Genomic DNA, 12,579 nt, shown 5'->3' on the forward strand with positions numbered 1-12,579 from the left:
TGTGCTCTACCTCAACGCAGCGTCCCGCGCCGTCTTCGTCGTATTCGCCGCCAGCGGCTTCGCCTTCGCGAGCTGGGCGGCCCGCCTCCCCGCCGTCCGCGACCATCTCGGCCTGTCCGAGTACCAGATGGGTTTCCTCCTGCTGACCGCGGCCGTCGGTTCGGTCGCCGCGATCCCGTTGTCGGGTCTCATCGTCCAGCGGATCGGCACCGCGCGCACGGTGCTCACGTTCGCCGTGGTCATGACGTCGGGCGTCGCACTGGCCGGGTTCGGCGCGTACTGGGGCCAGGACCTCACCGTCCGCGGCGGGATGATCCTCATGGGCGTCGGCGCGGGGGTGTGGGACGCGGCGATGAACCTCGAGGGCGCGGCCGTCGAGAAGCAGCTCGGCAGGTCGATCATGCCGACCTACCACGCGGGCTTCTCCTTCGGCACCGTGCTCGGAGCCGGCGTCGGTGCGGGAGTCGCCTTCCTCGGGGTGCCGCTGCAGTGGCACCTGGTGGGGACGGGTGTGGTGGCGCTGGGCTCCGTGATCCTCTCCGCGCGGTACTTCCTCCCGGAGTCTGCCGTGTCCGACGCCGGTGTCCCGGGCGAGGGCACCGCGGACCACCCGGACATGTACGCCGATCCCGCCTCCAGCACACCCTCGGACGCCGCCCACACCGGGCTGCGCGGCATGCTCGGGGCGTGGCGTGAACCCCGCACGCTCGCCATCGGACTCGTCGTCCTGGCCGCGGCCCTGACCGAAGGCGTGGCGAACGACTGGGTGGGGCTCGCCGTCGTGGACGGGTTCGGCGTCACGAACGGCACCGGCGCCGTGGGACTGGCCGTGTTCCTCGTGTTCATGACGGTCATGCGGCTGGCCGGGACCCGCGCGATCGACCGGTTCGGCCGGGTGACGATGCTACGGGTGACGATGGTGCTCGCCATCGTAGGCGTCGCGATCTTCGCGCTGGTGCCGTGGCTGTGGCTCGCGCTGGTGGGCGTGGCGCTGTGGGGCATGGGCGCGGCGCTCGGCTTCCCGATGGGGATGTCGGCGTCGTCGGACGACCCGGAACGCGCGCCGATGCGGCTGGCCGCGGCGTCGACCATCGGCTACGGCGCGTTCTTCATCGGTCCGCCCCTGATCGGCTTCCTGGCGGACCACACGGGCTACCGCCTGGCGGTCCTCGTCCTCGCGGTCCCGACGATCCTGGGGCTGGCGGTCTCGGCGGCGATCCGGGAGCCTGCGGCGGAGCCCGCCACGTCGCGTTGAACCCCGGGTCCGCCCGAGGCATACGCGGCTCTCACCAGTTGGGAGTGGCGCCCGGGACGTTCGGCGGAAGCTTCACCTCCCGGGGGTGAAGGACGTAGGTGAGGCCGTCGGTGGAGGTCTGCCACACCCGCTCGAAGTTCTCGCGCGTGTAGACGCTCCGGACCTGCTCGTTGGTGTCCTTGTTCGGGTCGTTCACCACCGGGTCGCCGTCCTCCGTGAAGCCGACGATCGTCAGCAGGTGCCCGTCGGTGCCGTACCCGGCTTCCGGCATCTCCTCCTCCGTGAAGTTGACCGAGACCACCAGCGGGATCCCCGCCGCGACGAACTTCTCGGCCTCGGCCAGCGAGCGCAGCCGGGTCACGAACGACTCCAGACCGAACCGGTGGGCGTACGCCGTGTTGAAGGGCCAGTTCCCCGCTCCCTCGTAGGCGTAGTCCCAGGCGTTGATGGCGGCGTAGGCGACCTGAGGGTCGCCGGCGGGCGCCTCGATGTCGTCGAGCAGCTCCTCCGGGACCTCGTGCTTCCTCCCGTAGGAGTACATGACCATCGTGGTGGACGTCGGCGAGCACCACACCTGCCCGCCGCCGCCGAACTCCGGGTACTCGCCGATGTGCGTGAGCTGGCTGTACGGCGGCACGTCCAGCTCGACCGCCCGGTCGAGGGTGAACTCGCTGGTGCCCTCGTAGCGGCCGTCCGGCAGGTACTCGTTGGTCAGGGTGGAGACGGAGGAGAGCCTCGGCGTGACCCGGGAGCCGGCCGGCCGGTACAGGGTGACACGGGTCTGGAACGCGGTGGGCTCGTGGCCGGTCCGGGCCACGTACGTGTCGGTGAACAGGTAGGCGTCGTCGTCGTGCTGACCGTCGACCGAGGTGCGGTGGATGTCTCCGACCGTCCCGTCGTCCGGCGTGTGGTCGCTGCCGCTCGCCCACCGGCCCATGACGAACCACTTGGTCCACGTACCGTCGTCCTTGCGGCCCCGGAACTCCACCTCGACCCACGTCCCGGTCGGGGTGGTGGCGTTCCACGACGTCACCGACTCGTCGACCCGGTACCCGGGCTCGACCACCGGCGAGGTCCAGGTGCCGGTCTCGTACCGGACCGGGTCACCGTTCCCGTGCGGATCGGTGTACTCGACCACCGGTCCGGCGCCATGGATGCGGAGGGAGCCGCCCTTGCCGGGCCGCAGGTTCTCCTTCGTCCCCTCGGCGAGACCCTTCGTTCCCGACCAGTGCGTCGTGGTGATCCGGTCGTCGTCGCCGGGGTCACCGTCACCGTCCCCTGGAGTGTCGGCCGCCTCGTGCAGTTCGACGTCGTCCGCGCTCACGAAGAACTGCCGGTGGGCCAGCCAGACCTGGTAGTAGCGCGACTCGCCCCGCACGTCGGTGCGGTCGTCCTGGCCGGTGCCGTCGAAGGTGGTGGCCCGGTAGTAGTCGGTCACGACGTCGTCGTCGGAGACCGCGTAGCGCTGGCCGACGCCGATCTCGTACTCGAGGGCACCGATCGTCTGCACCGGGATGCCGGGGTACGAGGTGTAGGCCTCGGGTTCGGGATAGGCCCGGCCGTAGACGGGAGCCGGCGTGTCGTCCGCGACGGTGACGGTCTGCGCCGTCGTGGGCACCACGACGGGCCGTGACGCCGGGTTGTGCAACCATGCCTTCGCCCCCGCCCACCACACGCCGAGCCACTCACCGTCGACCTCGTCCACGACGAGCTTGTGGCCGGACTGCACGCGAGCGCTGATGTCGCTGGCGTAGGTGGTGCCGTCCGTACCGTCCGGCTTCCAGCCCGGGTCGCGGGCCAGGGGAGCGCCCGACGACGGCGCCTGGCGCAGGTACAGGAAGTTCGTTCCGGCACCCTCCGCGCACGGCCCGCTGCCCGGGGATGCCACGCCGCAGCCGGTGACCTCCTGCGGGTTGTCGGCGTAGCCGGTGCGCACCTCGACGACGTCGCCCGGGGAGACGTCCGTGGTCGCCGGCCGGTCGCCACCGATCGGCGCGCCGAGCAGCTCGAAGTAGTGGTCCCAGTCCCAGTACGGACCCGGGTCCCAGTGCACGTTCTGGGTGTAGCCCTCGAGGATGCCGGGGATCTGGTCGTGGCCGATGACGTGCGCGCGGTCGAGGGGGATGTCGTACCGCTGTGCCAGATACTTCACGAGCTCCGCCGACGACCGGTACATCGCCTCGGTGTACCAGCCCGCCGTGCCGGCGAATCCCTCGTGCTCGATCCCGATCGAGTGCATGTTCATGTACCAGTTGCCCGCGTGCCAGCCCACGTCCGCGTTGTCGACGTGGTGCGCGACGTGGCCGTCCTCGGAGCGGATCGTGTAGTGCCAGCCCAGGTACTCCGGGTCGAGCACGAGGTTCACCGAGCTCTGGTACGAACCTTCGGTGTCGTGGATGACGATGTAGTCCAGGCTCGGGCCGTCGGCACCGGTACGTTCTGCCTGGTCGTGGTTGCCGTAGTCGGTGGTGTCGCCGGGAGCGTCGGGATCGTGCTTCTCGTACGGGGCGGGCAGCCACTCGCAGTCCACGGTGTCGGGGCAGTCGGGCTCGACGGCGGGCGCCGTGGTACTGCCAGACATCCGTTTCCCGGCCGCTGAGTCCGTGGAATCCGTTTCGGGGACGACGACGGACGGGTCGCCCTCCAGGATCACCGTCTCCCCGTCCGGGGTGACCTCGGCGGCGCCGGAGCGCAGCACGTCGTACACCTGATCGGAGAATGTCTCGGAGTCGTTCATGCGTGAGACGGCGACCTCCCACTCGGCGACGGCGGCGGCCGGTGGGCCCTGCGTCGTTCGGTGTGCCTCGTGCCCCGGGCGAGGCATCGACTCGGGGGCGGCGACACCGTCGTCGACCGCCTGGATCTGGTAGGAAGCGAGCAGTGTCGCACCGGCGCAGAGGTTGGCGCGCTGGTCCCGCTGCACGTCCGCGACGGGGATCCCGGCGAGCGACGCGGCCCGCGCCAGTTCGCTGCCGAGGGCGACGGCGCCGCCCAGAGGGCTTCCTCCGGGCGTGACGGCGGTGGTGTGGTGCGGGGTGCCGGGCGGCGGCGCGGCGTGTCTCTCGCCGGGGGCACCGTGGCCGGTCGGCGTGTGGTCTCCGGGGAGACCGTCACGGGCGGCCGCGCGGTGGTCCGTGACGGATCCGCCCGCGGTGGGGCCGCCCGACGCCGGCGGGTTCGCCGGGTAGCCCGCGGCGTTCAGGTTGAAGAGCCCGTAGCCACCCTCGACGCTCGGACGGCCACCGTGCTGGTCCCAACGGGACTCCAGGTAGGAGACGGCCTTGAGCAGCGTCGACGGGACGCCGGTGAGATCGCCCGCGGCGTCGAACGCCTCGTCGAGCGAACTCGCGGCAGCCACGGGCGCGCACGCGGCGTCGCCGTCGTCCCGGCCCGCTCCCTCGGCGGACGCCGCCACGAACGGCGCCGTGGTGGTCGTGAGCGCGGCTGCCACGAGCACAGCGGTGGTGCGTCGTCGGACATGTTTCACGAAACATTCCCCTCGTCGACCGGGCAGGACGGAAAGGTCCGAGAGCATCAGATCGCGAGACGAATCTATACGGAAGGGGGAGAACGAACCATCGCATGACGGTGCGGGTCAGCACCGGCGAGGAACGACGCTCACCGTCGCGAGCCGCGAGGAGCAGCGCCGGCCGTCCGAGCACGAGGGCGACCGCCCACGCGAGGGGGTCGCCCTGCGGTCAGGGCGCGAGACGCACGACGGCCTGGGTCTTCATGAGCACCCTGGCGCCCTCGAAGGTGACCGTCAGGTCGACGCGTGCCGTGCCGGCCTCCGCGTCGAGGGTGGCGATCTTCCCGGCGACCTCGACGACCGCCGTACCCTGCGCGGGTACGGGGACCGGCCGGGAGAAGCGGGTCGTGTAGTCGACGACGGCACCCGGGTCGCCCGCCCACTCCGTGACGAGACCGGCGACGCTGCCCATCGTCAGCATCCCGTGGGCGATCACTCCCGGGAGACCGACGCGCTCGGCGAAGTCCTGGTCCCAGTGGATGCGGTTGAAGTCGCCGCTCGCGCCGGCGTAGCGGACCAGCCGCGGCCGGTCGAACTCGATCGTACGGGTGCCGATCGAGTCTCCGACGGCGAGGTCGGCGAGTCGCGGCCGTGTGCCCGTATCCACTGTCCCGGTCCTGTCGGCCTGGGCTGTCATGCGTCCTCCCCGCGAATGGCGAGCGTCGAGGTCACCGTGGCGACCGGCGTTCCCGGACGGTCGCTCCCGGCGTCGACGCCCCCCGGGGCGGGCGACCCGTTCTCGGCGCCGGTACCAGGGGCGGCGAAGATCTCGCAGCGGGTCGTCACCATCGAGAGCGGACCGCGGCTCGTGACCGAGTCGACGTGCAGCACCGTGACGAGCTCGTCACCGGCGACGATCGGACGATGGTGCGTGAAACGCTCGTCGGCGTGCACCACGCGGGAGAAGTCGATCCCGGCCGCCGGGTCGGTGACGTACTGACCCTCGGAGCGTTGTGCGATCACGACGGCGAAGGTAGGCGGCGCGACGAGGTCCGGATAGCCCAGACCCCGCGCGGCCACGAGATCGTGGTGCGCGGGGTCGGTGGCTCCGACGGCCTCGGCGAACTCGCGGATCTTCTCGCGCCCTACGGCATAGGGAACGGTGGCCGGGTACTCACGGCCCTGGAAGTCGGGGTTCGCCACGTGACAGCTCCGTCGGTGGAATTCTGCGGCGTGATGTCAGCGCGTCTCGCGGTGCGACGTGTGCTTGCCGCAACGCGGGCAGAACTTCGCCATCTCGAGCCGGTCCGGGTTGTTCCGGCGGTTCTTCTTCGTGATGTAGTTCCGCTCCTTGCAGTCCACGCAGGCCATCGTGATCTTGGGGCGGACGTCAGCACTCTTGCTGGCCATGGCTCTCACCTCTCGCGCCTCGACGGAGGCGCCATGTGTGCGGATGATGTGTTGCGGATTCCGCCCGGCGACCGGCGCCGGGCGGAGGCGGTAGCGAGGGCGGGGATCGAACCCGCGACCTCACGATTATGAGTCGTGCGCTCTGACCATCTGAGCTACCCCGCCGCACGTGACCGAACGCGAGGCCACCCCTCCGTATTCCGGTGGGCGACCCCGCGCCGATTCACAGAGCCCCGAAAGGGAATCGAACCCTTGACCTTCTCCTTACCATGGAGACGCTCTGCCGACTGAGCTATCGGGGCAGCGAGGAAGACTCTACATGCCCTCGGGCCTGGAGCGAAATCGAATCGGATGTGACATGAGCCGCTCCACCTCCCGCCGATCACGAGGCCGTCCGGGGCGGAGCCTCCGAGCTCCGCGCCCCGGCAACGGGGCTCCGCCTCCGCGGGAAACACCGAAGGCGACGCGGCTCTCGAAGAGAGCACGCGCCGCCTGTCGCCTGGCGTGGCGGGTGAGGGATTCGAACCCCCGTAGGCAGTGCCAGCTGATTTACAGTCAGCCCCCTTTGGCCGCTCGGGTAACCCGCCGTGGTGCGGGAGCAACACTAGCCTGTCGGACGGCCGCACGGGAAATCGAAAGTGGCGTCCGTGCCGGTGATCACCCTCACAGCTCCGTCGGGCCGGCGAGCCCGCCGCGCGCCCTATCGTGACCGGGTGAGCACGACCGCCCCGGGCGGGGCACCCACCGAACGGCGCCGGACCGCCGGGACGGACCGGTCGCCGTCGGACACCGCCGGCCGTGACGGCGAGCACGCCCCGGACCGCTGGGGTCTTCCGCTCGGAGTCGCCGCGTTCCTCTTCTGGGGCGTCGGCATGCCGTTGTTCTTCCCGCTGCTCGAGCCCGCAGGCGCGATCGAGATCATCGCGCAGCGGATCCTGTGGAGCCTGGTCTTCTGCGTACTGGCGCTGGTCGCGACACGGACGCTGGGCGAGCTCCGGCCGATCCTCGCCAGTCCGCGCATGCTCATGACCCTCGGCGTCGCGTCAGTCCTGATCGTCGTGAACTGGACGGTGTACGTGTACGGCGTGCTGACCGAACGCGTGCTCGACGCCGCGCTCGGATATTTCCTCAACCCGGTGGTGACGGTGCTGCTCGCGGTCCTCGCGCTCCGTGAGCGCCTGCGCCCCGCTCAGTGGGTGGCCGTGGGCCTGGGCCTCGGGGCGGTCGTGGTGATCGCGACGGGGATGAGGGGGCTGCCGTGGATCGCCGTCTGCCTCGCCCTGTCGTTCTCAGTGTACGGGCTGGTGAAGAACCGGACCGGGCGGTCGGTGGGCGCGCTGCCGGGGCTGACGGTGGAGACGATGCTGGCGGCTCCGCCGGCGGCGGGCTATCTGATCTGGCTGGGCGAGGCGAACACGTTCGCGGATCACGGGGCCGGGCACGCGGCGCTGCTCGTGTCCGCCGGGATCATCACGGCACTGCCGTTGCTGTTGTTCGGGGCCGCCGCCCGCCGGCTGCCGTTGTCGGTGGTGGGGGCCCTGCAGTACCTCGGTCCGATGCTCCAGTTCCTCGTGGCGGTGCTGATCCTCGGCGAGCAGATGCCCCCGGCTCGCTGGGTGGGCTTCGGCCTGGTGTGGTCGGCCATCACGGTACTGACGTGGGACGGTTTGCGCGCGGTTCGCCGGCTGGTGTAGGGACCCGCGTCCGGCGTCGTGCCCGTTCAGCCCTCCGCCAGGAGCTTCTCCAGGGTGACCGCCACACCGTCCTCGTCGTTCGAACCGACGACGTCGTCCGCGCACTGCAGGACGTCGTCGTGCGCGTTGGCGACGGCGACGCCTCGTCCGGCCCAGCGCAGCATCGGCAGGTCCACGGGCATGTCGCCGAACGCCCAGACGTCCCGTGCGGCGACTCCGAGCCGTGCGCACCAGCGTTCGAGCGTGGCCGACTTCGTGACGTCCAACGGGTTCAGTTCGGCGAGGCCGATCGCGCCCGAGTAGGCGAGGTTGGCTCGGCCCCGGGCGATCCGCCCGACGACGTCCTGCAGCACGTCCGGCTCGGTGATCGGAGACTGCGCGATCAACTTGAGGACGGGGTCCAGGCCCAGGGTCTCCTCCACGCGTACCGCGCGGTGGGCCGCCGTGATCCCGGGCTCGACGAAGTTCGGCGAGGACACGAAGGCGGGGTCGTAGGCGGGGCCGCTGACGCGTTCGGCGACCATGGCGACGTCGGGCAGCGTGGTCCGCAGTTCGGCGACGAGCGAGCCGACGACGTCGTCCACGAAGCCCCACGACTCGATCACCTCACCGCCCGCGAGGTCCCAGACGGCTCCGCCGCCGAAGCAGATCACGTGCCCGTGCCCGCCGACCAGGTCGGCCAGATGCCCGAGCGCCCGCGCGGGCCGGGCGGTGACGAACACGACCTCGATGCCCTCGGCCTCCACCGCGGCGAGCGCCTCGCGGGACCGGTCGGACACGGTGCCGCCGGATCGCAGCAGGGTGCCGTCGAGGTCGGTCGCGATGACGCGGGGCCGGGTCGGGGGCTGGGAACGGGGAGGGAGGACGCTCACCTCGTTACGGTACTGCGACGGCGCGGGTACGGGGCCCACGGTCGAGGGTTCGGCGGAATGGGTCGTTACTTTTCTTGTCAGCTCAAACCTGGACGTATTGACTGTCCTCGGGGAGGCGCATCACCCGTCAGGCTCCCCGCCTCCGTATGAAGGGGTTCGCGATGTTGCGCTTCATCTTCACTCCGGAAGACCTCTCCCGAGTCCGGTTCGCGCCGGGCCCCGACCCGTTGTGGGAGACGATGCTCGGCGCCCACCTCGTGCGTGAGCTCGACGGTGCGCGGGTCTTCGGTCACTGGCACCGGCAGGTGGTGCCGGACATGCCGCGCGCAGCTCTTCCGTACCTGACTCTGACGCCACCGGTCGGCTATTCGCCCGATTTCCTGACGCCGGAGGGCGGCACCACCGACTTCGCGGTGGGGGCGGAGAACATGCTGTACACGGCGCCGGCACGGATCGCGGCGGAGCTCGCCGTCCTGATGCGTGGGAGGAGGCCGCCGGCATGGGTGGACGACCTGGCCGCCGGATCGCCGCGCGCTCTGCGCAGTCTTCGGGCGTCGATGACGGCGTTCCATGCCCATGCCGTCCAGCCGGTCTGGCCCCGGGTACGGCGAGTCGTCGACGCGGACCGGTCGGCGCGCACCCAGGTGCTCGCCGCCTCGGGCGTCGAGGCGATCCTGTCGACCCTGCATCCGGCGACGACCTGGTCCGGGAGCGTCCTCACCGTGCACAGCCGCATGATGGATCGCGACGTGCACCTCGCCGGGCGCGGGTTGACGCTGCTCCCCTCCTACTTCTGCTGGCGGATGCCCATCACGCTCGCGGATCCCGAGCTGGCACCGGTGCTCGTGTTCCCGGTCGCGCACGAGCAGCACCTGGTCGACGATCCCGGCGGTGAGGGGGCGCTCGCCGCGCTTCTGGGCCGTACGCGGGCGCGGGCGCTGCGGGAGATCGCCGGGTCGGCCTCGACGACCCTGCTGGCCCAGCGGATGGACATCTCGCCCGCGTCGGCGTCCGAGCACACGACGGTGCTGCGCCGTGCCGGGCTGGTGGCATCGCAGCGCGACGGGCGGCGCGTGGTGCATGTCCTGACGGAGCTGGGCCAGGGGCTGCTGGAGGGGACGAGGTAGCCGTTCGTCCCCGCGGCCGGGGCCTCGCTTGACGCCGGGTCGCCCTCGCGTCCTACCTTCGGGGGCATGGAGACGAGCGAACCGCACCGGCGGGAGTCCCGGCTGCCCGAGCCCGACCTGGTGACCGTCGACGGCGCGCGCGTCGCGACCTACGTCCTGGCTCCGGAGCATCGTGAGCCGGTGGAGGACGTGGTGTTCTGCCACGGCACCCCGTGGTCGGCCGAGGTGTGGTCGGAGGTCGCCCGGCAGGTGGTCGGCGGCCGCCGGGTGTTCCTGTGGGACATGCCCGGCTACGGGCGGTCGATGGAGGACCCGGAGGCTCCTGTGGACCTCGCCTCCCAGATGTCACGGTTCGCCGCTCTGCTCGGGTACTGGGGCCTGAACCGGCCGCATGTCGTGGCGCACGACATCGGAGGAGCCGTCGCGCTGGGGGCTCATCTGCTGCACGACCAGGAGTACGCCGGCCTCTTCCTCTGGGACGTGGTCACCCTGGAACCGTGGGGTTCCCCGTTCTTCCGGCTCGTGGCGGAGCACGCCGCGGTGTTCGACCAGCTCCCGGCCGCTCTCCATGCGGCCCTGGTCAGGGAGTACGTCCGCGGCGCCGCACGCCAGAAGCTGACCGACGCCTGGCTCGACACCCTGAGCCGGCCGTGGACGGGGGCGCGGGGCCAGAGCGCCTTCTACCGCCAGATCGCCGCGCTGCGGCCCGAGCACACGCGGCCCGTCGCGGCACGGTTGGGGCAGGCCCGTTGTCCGGTGGCGGTCGGCTGGGGCGCGCAGGACCCATGGATCCCCGTCGACCAGGCGCAACGACTCCGCGATCTGCTGCCCGGGCACGCTTCCGTGCTCACGTTGGACGAGGTCGGCCATCTCGGGCCCGTCGAGGCACCGTCGCGGGTGAGCCGTGCGGTTTCCGACTGGCTCGCCCGCACCGGCACCGACGACGGCGCCCGCACGCGGTAGCGGTACAGGGCCTCCAGCGGCATGGAGGTCGCCGGGAGTACCGCGAATGAAAGATGTGCCACCAGGCCCCGCCGTGCGCTCCATCGGTGTACGGACTCCCGGTGGACAACAGCACCCGCTCATGAGGCCAGTCCGGGCTGGCGACGTCTACCGACCACCCCGCGGCGCCGGCGTGCAGACCGCCGCCGGCCAGCCCTGCCATCAGCACGCGACGCTGCGCGATCGGCCCGATCCCCTGGCACGTCAAGTCGTTGTCGTCCGGCCACCCCGAATCAGCCTCGCGGTCGCGGGCCAGGCGTTCACCGGTGACGGTGTCGAACAGCCCGAGCCCACTCGTGGACGCCACCAACAGCAGGTCGCGGCCTCTGTCGGGATCGCTGGCGAATCCGACACCAAGCAGCCCGCCGACAGCGACCACGTGACAGTCGGCCGGACGCCACGGTGGAGGTGCCGGCACCGTCGCCGCGGCCAGGATCCTCGCCCGCAGGTCCCGTTGGTCATCGGTGAGCGAGAGATCCTCCGGGATCCCGGGAGGATACAGGAGCCGAATACAGCGAGCGCTGTCAGCGGTAGTTGGTGAATCGTAGTTCGGACACTCGGGGCGGTGTGGTGGGGGCGGGGAGCGGCTGGGATCGTTGGAATTGCAACGACCCCAGCCGTTGGCGCGTGGGGGGTCCGACGGCGGAACGCGGACGTCTTGCGGACTGGCTGCGGCCTGCCTGGGCGCTGCGCCTCCAGAGGCGAGGTCGCCCGATGGGTAGTGAGCGCCCTGTCGATTGGCTAACCGCCCGACGCGAGACAGACCGAGGGCTACTGCGGACCACGCTCCGCCGTCTCCCCGCAGGGGCTACCGCTACAGCCCGACTCGACCAAGCATTTCGGGAATCAAAAAGAAGACCATCGCCAGAGTAGCCCAGGCAGCCACTACAGAAGCGGCCGCGAGCACCCACGGGCGGCGACGACCGACAATGCCTGTAACCAAGGCGATCGTGAGACCGAGCAAGGGTAGGTACAAGACAGAAATCCCCGCAAACGCAAGCAGCGCAGCGTAAGTCGGCGTGATTCCCACTGGTGCCGTCTCACCACCATCTTCGATTGACATAATTTCTCCGAAATCTTTAGTAAGAGCAGATTTACGCAGGATCCCACCTCTCACGCGTTTCAACAGGGAATGCGGACTTTATAAGGCGCACCCAGCGAGGTCAACTCGCCCACTGTGCGGTGGGATGTGAGGAATCTTGCAATACGCAACATCGTCCAACCGCCAGCAATGTGGTAAGAGGCGGCTTCGCCGAAGGCAGTCAGCGACAGCCCGGCTAAGGGTCGCGCGAGCCGGGCCTCGGACGCCCACAAGCAGGTCCTACCGCGCGTCGCCCACCACACCGTCTGACGGTGAACGACATACTCGGCGAGCCAGGAAGCGGACGGGCCAGCTCGTACGCCGGGTTCTCCCGGTGGGTGGAGGTATGTCTCGCGGTGTCCGACGGGTTGGTTGGGCACCGCGAGAACGTTGGAGTTCTGCCGTTCCTCCATGACCCAGGTCCGTTGGTGAGGCTGACACCGGATGGTCTGAGACGGTGCTCATGTGTGCCCGATGTGCACCCCCGGCCGAAGCGTTCCACGATGGCGCCGAGTGCGACGGCGCGGTCTCAGGGTCATGACCGGGCCTCGTGGCAGTCTCCGCGGGCGAAGTCGAGCAAGTCCTCGAACGCCGTCGACAGATCAACGCCAGGACACCCACAGGGTCGGTCGTAAGCAGGAGTCAGACCGCCGCGGCCGGGACTACCCG

General features: G+C 70.5%; 10 protein-coding genes and 3 tRNA genes. 4 read left to right on the forward strand and 9 right to left on the reverse strand.

The features are described from left to right. Position 1: 1 nt before the first annotated feature. Positions 2-1,255, forward strand: coding sequence for an MFS transporter (locus tag J0911_RS06680; RefSeq protein WP_207274658.1), 1,254 nt, complete (start codon positions 2-4; stop codon positions 1,253-1,255). A gap of 31 nt (positions 1,256-1,286) precedes the next feature. Here J0911_RS06680 and J0911_RS06685 read toward each other — a convergent pair whose 3' ends face one another. From J0911_RS06685 to J0911_RS06715, 7 genes are all read right to left on the reverse strand, one after another. Beyond that, on the reverse strand, positions 1,287-4,742 hold the full coding sequence (locus tag J0911_RS06685) for an N-acetylmuramoyl-L-alanine amidase (RefSeq protein WP_207274659.1): 3,456 nt from the start codon (positions 4,740-4,742) through the stop codon (positions 1,287-1,289). A 211-nt stretch (positions 4,743-4,953) separates the two neighbouring features. Then, a complete protein-coding gene (locus J0911_RS06690; protein ID WP_307864951.1) occupies positions 4,954-5,391 on the reverse strand; it encodes a MaoC/PaaZ C-terminal domain-containing protein in 438 nt (145 codons plus the stop codon). Between the two features lie 26 nt (positions 5,392-5,417). Next, positions 5,418-5,927: an FAS1-like dehydratase domain-containing protein gene (locus J0911_RS06695; protein ID WP_207274661.1), complete on the reverse strand. Its 510-nt coding sequence runs from the start codon at positions 5,925-5,927 to the stop codon at positions 5,418-5,420. A 36-nt stretch (positions 5,928-5,963) separates the two neighbouring features. Continuing rightward, positions 5,964-6,134 (reverse strand): 50S ribosomal protein L33, encoded by a 171-nt coding sequence (gene rpmG, locus J0911_RS06700; RefSeq protein WP_123815762.1) that lies wholly within the window; start codon positions 6,132-6,134, stop codon positions 5,964-5,966. A gap of 91 nt (positions 6,135-6,225) precedes the next feature. Further along, positions 6,226-6,299: transfer RNA gene (locus tag J0911_RS06705), tRNA-Met, on the reverse strand. 64 nt (positions 6,300-6,363) lie between these two features. Beyond that, a tRNA-Thr gene (locus J0911_RS06710) sits at positions 6,364-6,436 on the reverse strand. Between the two features lie 203 nt (positions 6,437-6,639). After that, positions 6,640-6,721: transfer RNA gene (locus J0911_RS06715), tRNA-Tyr, on the reverse strand. A 126-nt stretch (positions 6,722-6,847) separates the two neighbouring features. Here J0911_RS06715 and rarD point away from each other — a divergent pair. Further along, on the forward strand, positions 6,848-7,828 hold the full coding sequence (gene rarD, locus J0911_RS06720) for an EamA family transporter RarD (RefSeq protein WP_207274662.1): 981 nt from the start codon (positions 6,848-6,850) through the stop codon (positions 7,826-7,828). 26 nt (positions 7,829-7,854) lie between these two features. On the opposite strand, the gene J0911_RS06725 is transcribed toward rarD, so the two are convergent. Then, entirely contained in the window at positions 7,855-8,700 is an 846-nt protein-coding gene (locus tag J0911_RS06725) for an HAD-IIB family hydrolase (protein WP_207274663.1), read from the reverse strand. A 161-nt stretch (positions 8,701-8,861) separates the two neighbouring features. On the opposite strand from J0911_RS06725, the gene J0911_RS06730 reads away from it, so the two are divergent. After that, positions 8,862-9,827, forward strand: a complete 966-nt coding sequence (locus J0911_RS06730) for an ArsR/SmtB family transcription factor (RefSeq protein ID WP_207274664.1) — start codon at positions 8,862-8,864, stop codon at positions 9,825-9,827. A 66-nt stretch (positions 9,828-9,893) separates the two neighbouring features. Next, the gene (locus J0911_RS06735; protein WP_207274665.1) at positions 9,894-10,790 is read left to right on the forward strand and encodes an alpha/beta fold hydrolase; all 897 of its coding nucleotides are present in this window, start codon (positions 9,894-9,896) and stop codon (positions 10,788-10,790) included. Between the two features lie 853 nt (positions 10,791-11,643). Here the strand turns inward: J0911_RS06735 and J0911_RS06740 are convergent. Beyond that, positions 11,644-11,892: a hypothetical protein gene (locus J0911_RS06740; RefSeq protein ID WP_207274666.1), complete on the reverse strand. Its 249-nt coding sequence runs from the start codon at positions 11,890-11,892 to the stop codon at positions 11,644-11,646. Positions 11,893-12,579: the final 687 nt, after the last annotated feature.

Origin of the sequence: Myceligenerans salitolerans (assembly GCF_017349295.1) — a bacterium.
Taxonomy (GTDB): domain Bacteria; phylum Actinomycetota; class Actinomycetes; order Actinomycetales; family Cellulomonadaceae; genus Myceligenerans; species Myceligenerans salitolerans.